Raw genomic sequence first — 6,900 nt, 5'->3', positions numbered from 1 at the left:
CACGAACATCACGTCCGGGATGCCGCCCATGTCGCGGATACCGCCGAGCGACAGCTCGAGCTTGTCACGCTCGCGGGTCAGCTGAAGGACTTCCTTCTTGGTCAGACCGGCGGTGTCGCCCGCCAGCTGCTCTTCAAGAGCCTTGAAGCGCTTGATCGAACCCGAGATGGTCTTCCAGTTGGTGAGCATCCCGCCCAGCCAGCGGTGGTTGACGTAGTGCTGGCCGCAAGCACGTGCTGCCTGAGCGATCGGCTCCTGCGCCTGGCGCTTGGTGCCGACGAAGAGGACCTTGCCGCCGGCCTGGACGGTCGACTGGACGAATTCGAGAGCGCGCGCGAAGAGCGGCACGGTCTGCGAGAGGTCGATGATGTGGATGCCATTGCGCGCGCCGAAGATGTACGGCTTCATGCGCGGGTTCCAGCGGTGGGTCTGGTGACCGAAGTGCGCGCCGGCTTCGATGAGCTGCGACATGGTGACGACAGGTGCCGCCATAGTAGAATTCCTTTCCGGTTGAACCTCTGGAAGGCAGGAACCGCGCGGAAGTCTTTCGACTCTGGCCGCAACAGCACCGGTATGTGCGCCTTCCATGTGGATTGCCCGCTTCGAGTCGCACCGGACGATCCGGGCAATCTCTTAACGAACGCGGCGCGCTTAGACGCCTTCGCCATCAAAATCCAGCCCCAATTCGCCGCAAACGTTTGTCAGTTCACCGTCAAAATGGCCGATTCGCACACGATTCAAGGACTTGAACAGGAACTCGCCGCGCCTGACGGTTTTCTCAAGGCAAAGCTGGTGATAAGTTGGCTAACGTAGCAAACATCTCAAATTGCACAGGTTTCGCGCCAAAGGAGGCGTCAAGAGGACGGGGTGGGGCGAAACCGGAATAAGAAGGTCGCTCGCACATGACTATCATTGCATCCATCCTGTTTGCGCTCGCTGCCGCAGCGGCCGCGCTCACGATCTGGAAAAGCCTGACCACCGCCCTACCCGCCGTGCGCGCGATGCACGCAGCGCTTTGCGACAGCGCGGCACCGCCGCCGATCCATGCAAAGACGCTGCAGACCCGGACGGACGGAAAGGCCCGGTTACCCCGTAGGCCACGGCGCCAGCAGCACCCCAAGCCCGTCACCCATCGCCTGCATCACTATCCGCATCGCAATCACGCAGTGTGAAAGGGCATCGCGACGCGAATTTCAAAAAGCGCTTGACTCGGATAGAACAAAAAGAGAACTAACGGTCATCGGAACATTGTTAGAACAGATTCTCTTTTTCCACAAGCTGTCCACAGCCCTCTACCGACTTCAGGCGAGGGGAGCGGGCGAAGATTCGAAAGGAACGGTCATGACTGCATTCGCCGCCTGTCTCTTTGCCTTCGCCGCGATGGCTTCGGCATTCTCGATCCTGGTGACGATCAGCCGTTATGCTCCGCAGGCCCTGACCTTCCGGGAACAGCTCGCTGCGTGCCCCGGGACGATGGTTGTGACGTGGAAGGTGATCGAGCGCGTGCAACTGCCCGCGCTCGGCGCGCTCAGGAAGCGGCCGATCCGTCGTACTGCGGCGCGACTGGAGTGGCCGGGTACGGCATCGATGGACCTTGCCGCCTGACCTTGGCGTAAGTGACAAGGCCGACCGGGATCAACAGCAGATATACGATGGTCACGACCGCAAGCGTGAACCAGGGCTCGATCAGCAGGGCTGCCATCGTCAGGCCGACCAGTGCAAGGACGCCAAGCCGCAGATGCGGCGGCGGACGCATCCGCGACCAGGCGAGCGTCGGAATGCTCGAAATCATCAGGAAGGCCACCAGCACCATCCACCCGCTCACGATAATCGGGTTGGCGAACTCGGGCATGCGACCGCTCGCTACCCACAGATAGAGCGGCAGGAACGTGAGTCCGGCGCCGAGCGGGGCAGGAACGCCGGTCAGGAACCCGGCATCCTTGTGCGGCTGGTCGAGCATGTCGAGCCGCGCATTGAAGCGCGCGAGCCGCAGGACACAGCAGATCGCAAAGGCCAGCGAGGCGATCCAGCCCATGCTGGGAAGCTGATGCAGCGTCCACAAATAGACGATCAGCGCCGGTGCGACGCCGAAGGAAATCGAATCGGCAAGGCTGTCGAGTTCGGCCCCGAAGCGCGTCTGCGCCTTGAGCAATCGCGCGGCGCGCCCGTCGATGCCGTCGAGCAGACCGGCGAGAATGACTGCCTGCACAGCCTTTTCGTAATCTCCGGCAATGGCGAAACGAATGCCGGTCAGACCGGAGCAGAGCGCCGCCGCGGTGATAGCATTGGGCACCACTGCACGCATCGAAAGGCCGGGAGCCAGACGCCGGCGCGGTGCGTCGCCGGGAGCTTCGTCCAGATCGCTGCCCGGCCGATCGTCGATCACTGGGCAATGCCCTCGATCAGCGGCGCGCTGCCGAGTTCCGCAAGCACAGTTTCACCCGCAACGATCTTCTGACCCATGAGGACTTTCGGCTCGACGCCAACCGGCAGGTAGACGTCCACGCGGCTGCCGAATCGGATCAGGCCGATGCGCTGGCCGGAAGCGATGATGTCGCCCGGCTTCACGAACGGCACAATGCGACGCGCAACCAGTCCGGCAATCTGCGTGAAGCAGATGCGCAGGCCATCGCCGCGTTCGACGAGGATGTGCTGGCGCTCGTTCTCTTCGCTCGCCTTGTCGAGATCGGCATTCACGAACTTGCCGGGAATGTAGATCACCCGCTTGATCGTTCCGCTGATCGGCGAGCGATTGATGTGAACGTCGAACACCGACATGAAGATCGAGATGCGGGTGACCAGATCGGTCGGCATCGGCGCATTGCCGCTTCCATCATCCATGGTCAGTTCGCGCGGCGGCGAGACTTTGCCGATCAGCGTGACAAGGCCGTCGGCAGGCGCGACGATGGCGCGCTCGTCCTGCGGCGTGACGCGGATCGGATCACGGAAGAACGCCAGCACGCAGACCGTCAGGACCGCCAGCGGCCAGCCGAACCACGGCCCCCACAGTATCCAGACAATCGCAGCGACGACGCCAGCGATGGCGCCGAACTTGCGACCTTCCTTGTGAATGGCGGGCCATTGCCACGACGCTTCGCCGCGACCTTGATTATCTAGAATGTTTCCGGGCATCGTTCTCGTCTAGCCAGTGTGCACGTGTACCGCAATGCCACCACGCGCCCGTTGTTCCCTGTCCACGGGAAAGCGCGGGAGAACCCGCTCGCCGCGAAGCACGATCTTTCGTAGACCGCAGCCAGACGGGAACGAAGCCTCGCACCGAGAGACATCTATTTTTCTATGTGGAAACCCTGAACGGGACCGGCGCTCATTCGCCGGGTCAGCTGGTGGTGGACAGGGCTGGATTCGAACCAGCGTACGCTTGCACGGGCAGATTTACAGTCTGCTGCCTTTAACCACTCGGCCACCTGTCCACACCAGTTGCTGGCGGCTGGAAATCCAAGGAAAACCTGGGAAATCCGGCGTTGGTCGAGGCCCCCGAAGGTGCCCCGTTGCCGAGGAGCCGCGCCTTTGCCGAAGCGAGCCTTGCCTGTCAATGCCCTCCCTGTCAGAGGGGGCAAGATTTTTGCATTTACGCTTAGATTTTTCGAAAGGACTACAGATGACCAAGCGTGGCGGACACGTCGGCCCCCAGGGCGGAGACGAAGGCGAAGCCCGCCGGGGCAAGGCGCTGCGCGGCCGCGCAGGCCGGATGAAGAACGGCCGCGGCAGCGGTCGTGCCTCCACGGGCATGGTGCGCCTATGGGGCCGGCACGCCGTCGAGGCCGCGCTCAAGAATCCGGACCGCAGCCATCGCAAGCTTTGGGCGACTCGCGAAGGCGTCGAATCGCTCGACGGCGAACTGCCCAGCGACTTCCCGGTGGAATGGGCGCAAGCCGCCGACCTCGCCCGCCTCGTCGCCAAGGACGCGCCGCATCAGGGTCTCGTCCTGGAATGCGCGCCCCTCGACGACATGTTCCTTGCCGATGTGCTCGACGGCGACCCCACCCGCCCGGTCGTGGTGCTCGACCAGGTGACCGATCCGCACAACGTCGGCGCGATCATGCGCTCGGCCGCTGCCTTCGACGCCTGCTGCATCGTCACGCAGGACCGCCACGCACCGCCCGAATCGGGCACGCTGGCAAAGTCCGCATCGGGCGCGCTCGAAGTCCTGCCCTGGATCCGCGTGGTGAATCTCGCTCGCGCGCTCGAAGAAATCGCCGAAGCCGGTTACTGGCGTATCGGCCTCGACGGCGCAGCCGAATCCACTCTTGGTGAAGCCCTCCCCACCGGCCCGGTCGCACTCGTGCTCGGTGCCGAGGGGGACGGAATGCGCCACAACATCACCCAGCACTGCGACGCGATCGCGAAGCTGCCGATCAGCGAGGCCATGGAGAGCCTGAACGTCAGCAACGCCGCCGCCATCGCGCTTTACGCAGCGGCGACCCGCGAGACGGAATAGGGAACCCGACCAGTTGCGTACGGCCCCATCGTATGAAGGGGCCGTACGCACTGTAACCGAGTGTCCGGGCGCCTTAGCTCACCGCTAGGTGCAGTTAAGTACACTTTGGGTATTCCTATAGAGGCTTGCACCCAAGCCCAAACGACAAACGCCGCGCCGGCCCTGACGGACCGGCGCGGCGCTTATTCTGGTCAACCTGCGAGGCGTTGCAGGCTGCCGTCCGTCTTAGTTGACGGCGTCCTTCAGGCCCTTGCCGGCCTTGAACTTCGGCTGGGCCGAAGCCTTGATTTCCATGGGCTCGCCGGTGCGGGGGTTACGGCCGGTCGATGCCTTGCGCTTGGCGACCGAGAAAGTGCCAAAGCCGACGAGACGCACTTCGTCGCCCTTCTTCAGCGCGCCGGTGACCGCGTCGAACACGGACTCGACAGCCTTGGTGGCGTCGCTGCGGGTCAGTCCGCTGGAATCGGCGACTGCGCTGATGAGATCGTTCTTGTTCATTATGGGAACCCCCTTACCTTTCAGTGGAGCGGATGGTTGAGAAATTCTACTCGCCTCGAGAGGGACGGAATTGAGCCGCTTTTCCTGCGGGTGGCAAGGCCCAAATAGAGCCAAAACTCGCAGTTAATCGCGTTTTTCCGCCGTTTTCTCAGAGACAAAGCGTTGTGCGGCGCAGCATCGGGCAAAACCCGGCGCTGCGACTCGCTTGCAGGACTTGCGCCAGCCGATCCGCCGAACATGAACATCAATGGATCAGAGACACGAAAAAAGGCGGCCCGAATCCGAACCGCCTCTTCGTGCAACCCAGCGGTAAGACCGGGTCGCTGACTTTCGCTTACGCGTTGTCGGTGATGCGACGCTCGGCGATACGAGCGCGCTTGCCGGTACGACCACGCAGGTAGTACAGCTTGGCGCGCCGCACGACACCGCGACGCACGACCGTGATCGAATCGATGTTCGGCGAGTAAAGCGGGAAAACGCGCTCCACGCCTTCGCCGAAGCTCATCTTGCGCACGGTGAAGTTCGAACCCATGCCACGGTTCGAGCGCGCGATGCACACGCCCTCGTATGCCTGGACGCGGGTGCGGGTGCCTTCGACGACCTTCACGCCGACGCGGACGGTGTCGCCCGGACGGAATTCAGGGATATCCTTCGCAGCCTTGGCGATTTCCTCGGCTTCGATCTGCTGAATCAGGTTCATGAACCCAAATCCTCGTTTTTTCGCCGCGCGCCAGAGGCAGGCTGAACCCGAGCGTCCCTGTGACGCTCCCAGAGGTCCGGCCTGCGTGACCGTGTGTCGTCCTCCGCCTGTCGTTTCCGCCAGGCGGCGATCTTCGCATGATCCCCCGATCGCAGCACTTCAGGGATCGTGCACCCTTCCCACTCGGTGGGCCGGGTATAATGCGGGTACTCGAGAAGACCGTCCTCGAACGATTCCTCGGCCCCGCTGGAAGGGGCGCCCATTACGCCGGGAAGCAGCCGAATGCAAGCATCGAGTACCATCAAAGCGGCGCATTCTCCGCCAGACAGGACGATGTCGCCGACCGAGACTTCCTCGACCTCGCGGCCTTCGAATATCCGCTCGTCGAAGCCCTCGAAACGGCCGCACAGCAGGATGACGCCTGGGCCGTCCGCCAGTTCGCGAATGCGCTTCTGCGAGATCGGCTTTCCACGCGGCGTCATGGCGATCACCGGCGCGCCCGGGTTGACGCTGCGGGCATGGTCGATGGCGGCGGCGAGGATATTGACCTTGAGCACCATCCCGGCGCCGCCGCCCGCGGGCGTGTCATCGACGGTGCGGTGCCTGTCGGTGGCAAAGTCGCGGATGTGGACGGGATCAATCGACCACGTGCCCTCCGACAGCGCCCTGCCCGCCAGCGACACGCCGAGCGGGCCGGGGAACATCTCGGGGTAGAGGGTGAGCACGGTGGTGGAGAAAGTCATCGCACGCCATTGGCCTGACACCGCGCGGCGATCAAGGTGCTGACGACGGAGCCGGCCGCGCCGACGAAGGGCTGAGGCCTGCTCATCGGTCTTGTCCGGTTGACACGGATGCGTGTGTGAACCAGCGGAGATTTTCGGTATTAGTAATTGATATTATTATTTTTTCATGGTTAGCACTGTGACCTTTGGCGGAACCGCAAGGTGACAGGTCGGAAAAGCACGGCGGTGTGGTCATGCGGGACATGCTACCGATCTCGCTACGTGTAGGACAGAGCGCGAATTCCGGCACGAAGAAAAGCTCACCGCCCACCGTGGATCGATAGGTCTGGTTTGGGTGGCAAGCGGACGGTGTTGGACTTAATCTGAACCAATGGCGCGTCCGGGGAGGTATGGGTTGAGGCGAGACCGAAGGCTTCTGGTAGCACTGATCTTATTTGGCATTGCCCTTGGTGCTGGACTTGTCCAAGCATGGATCATCCGACTGTACATTACTGCGGCGG

The 6,900-nt window shown here is 62.9% G+C and carries 10 protein-coding genes and 1 tRNA gene; 4 read left to right on the top strand and 7 right to left on the bottom strand.

Annotation, left to right across the window (positions count from 1 at the left end; translation table 11 throughout):
* The coding region (gene rpsB, locus LH128_RS08360) for a 30S ribosomal protein S2 (protein WP_008829176.1) at nucleotides 1-492 on the bottom strand (492 nt) is incomplete at its 3' end.
* Between the two features lie 18 nt (nucleotides 493-510).
* Here rpsB and LH128_RS08355 point away from each other — a divergent pair.
* From LH128_RS08355 to LH128_RS33260, 3 genes are all read left to right on the top strand, one after another.
* On the top strand, nucleotides 511-813 hold the full coding sequence (locus LH128_RS08355; RefSeq protein WP_172704997.1) for a hypothetical protein: 303 nt from the start codon (nucleotides 511-513) through the stop codon (nucleotides 811-813).
* An 89-nt stretch (nucleotides 814-902) separates the two neighbouring features.
* Nucleotides 903-1,172, top strand: coding sequence for a hypothetical protein (locus LH128_RS08350; RefSeq protein ID WP_008829174.1), 270 nt, complete (start codon nucleotides 903-905; stop codon nucleotides 1,170-1,172).
* 169 nt (nucleotides 1,173-1,341) lie between these two features.
* A complete protein-coding gene (locus tag LH128_RS33260) occupies nucleotides 1,342-1,605 on the top strand; it encodes a hypothetical protein (RefSeq protein WP_155986139.1) in 264 nt (87 codons plus the stop codon).
* Here LH128_RS33260 and LH128_RS08345 read toward each other — a convergent pair.
* From LH128_RS08345 to LH128_RS08335, 3 genes are all read right to left on the bottom strand, one after another.
* A complete protein-coding gene (locus LH128_RS08345; protein WP_081798894.1) occupies nucleotides 1,529-2,305 on the bottom strand; it encodes a CDP-alcohol phosphatidyltransferase family protein in 777 nt (258 codons plus the stop codon). The two genes, LH128_RS33260 and LH128_RS08345, sit on opposite strands and share 77 nt — an antisense overlap.
* 77 nt (nucleotides 2,306-2,382) lie before the next feature.
* Nucleotides 2,383-3,132 carry a phosphatidylserine decarboxylase gene (locus LH128_RS08340; RefSeq protein ID WP_008829171.1) on the bottom strand — a complete coding sequence of 250 codons (750 nt, stop codon included), beginning with the start codon at nucleotides 3,130-3,132 and terminating at the stop codon, nucleotides 2,383-2,385.
* Nucleotides 3,133-3,345: 213 nt separating this feature from the next.
* Nucleotides 3,346-3,431 (bottom strand) — tRNA-Tyr (locus tag LH128_RS08335).
* A gap of 188 nt (nucleotides 3,432-3,619) precedes the next feature.
* Between LH128_RS08335 and LH128_RS08330 the strand changes: the two genes are divergently transcribed.
* A complete protein-coding gene (locus LH128_RS08330) occupies nucleotides 3,620-4,459 on the top strand; it encodes a TrmH family RNA methyltransferase (protein ID WP_008829170.1) in 840 nt (279 codons plus the stop codon).
* 225 nt (nucleotides 4,460-4,684) lie between these two features.
* Here the strand turns inward: LH128_RS08330 and LH128_RS08325 are convergent, their stop codons facing one another.
* The 3 genes from LH128_RS08325 to trmD all read right to left on the bottom strand — a co-directional run bounded on the left by LH128_RS08325 (nucleotide 4,685) and on the right by trmD (nucleotide 6,400).
* Nucleotides 4,685-4,957 (bottom strand): HU family DNA-binding protein, encoded by a 273-nt coding sequence (locus LH128_RS08325; RefSeq protein WP_008829169.1) that lies wholly within the window; start codon nucleotides 4,955-4,957, stop codon nucleotides 4,685-4,687.
* A 334-nt stretch (nucleotides 4,958-5,291) separates the two neighbouring features.
* Entirely contained in the window at nucleotides 5,292-5,657 is a 366-nt protein-coding gene (gene rplS, locus LH128_RS08320) for a 50S ribosomal protein L19 (protein ID WP_008829168.1), read from the bottom strand.
* Nucleotides 5,654-6,400 (bottom strand): tRNA (guanosine(37)-N1)-methyltransferase TrmD, encoded by a 747-nt coding sequence (trmD, locus tag LH128_RS08315; protein WP_008829167.1) that lies wholly within the window; start codon nucleotides 6,398-6,400, stop codon nucleotides 5,654-5,656. The genes rplS and trmD overlap by 4 nt, the downstream gene beginning before the upstream one ends.
* Nucleotides 6,401-6,900: the final 500 nt, after the last annotated feature.

This window comes from Sphingomonas sp. LH128 (assembly GCF_000293195.2).
GTDB classification, from domain to species: Bacteria; Pseudomonadota; Alphaproteobacteria; order Sphingomonadales; family Sphingomonadaceae; genus Novosphingobium; species Novosphingobium resinovorum_A.
The sequence above is the reverse complement of the archived record's forward strand: the minus strand, read 5'-3'. Positions and strand labels throughout refer to the sequence as shown.

Excerpts from the sequence above, each read along its gene's own strand:
- LH128_RS08330 (WP_008829170.1), top strand. The coding sequence starts at position 3,620 with ATGACCAAGCGTGGCGGACACGTCGGCCCCCAGGGCGGAGACGAAGGC.
- rplS (WP_008829168.1), bottom strand. The coding sequence starts at position 5,657 with ATGAACCTGATTCAGCAGATCGAAGCCGAGGAAATCGCCAAGGCTGCG.
- LH128_RS08340 (WP_008829171.1), bottom strand. The coding sequence starts at position 3,132 with ATGCCCGGAAACATTCTAGATAATCAAGGTCGCGGCGAAGCGTCGTGG.
- trmD (WP_008829167.1), bottom strand. The coding sequence starts at position 6,400 with ATGACTTTCTCCACCACCGTGCTCACCCTCTACCCCGAGATGTTCCCC.
- LH128_RS08345 (WP_081798894.1), bottom strand. The coding sequence starts at position 2,305 with ATGCGTGCAGTGGTGCCCAATGCTATCACCGCGGCGGCGCTCTGCTCC.
- LH128_RS08350 (WP_008829174.1), top strand. The coding sequence starts at position 903 with ATGACTATCATTGCATCCATCCTGTTTGCGCTCGCTGCCGCAGCGGCC.
- LH128_RS33260 (WP_155986139.1), top strand. The coding sequence starts at position 1,342 with ATGACTGCATTCGCCGCCTGTCTCTTTGCCTTCGCCGCGATGGCTTCG.
- LH128_RS08325 (WP_008829169.1), bottom strand. The coding sequence starts at position 4,957 with ATGAACAAGAACGATCTCATCAGCGCAGTCGCCGATTCCAGCGGACTG.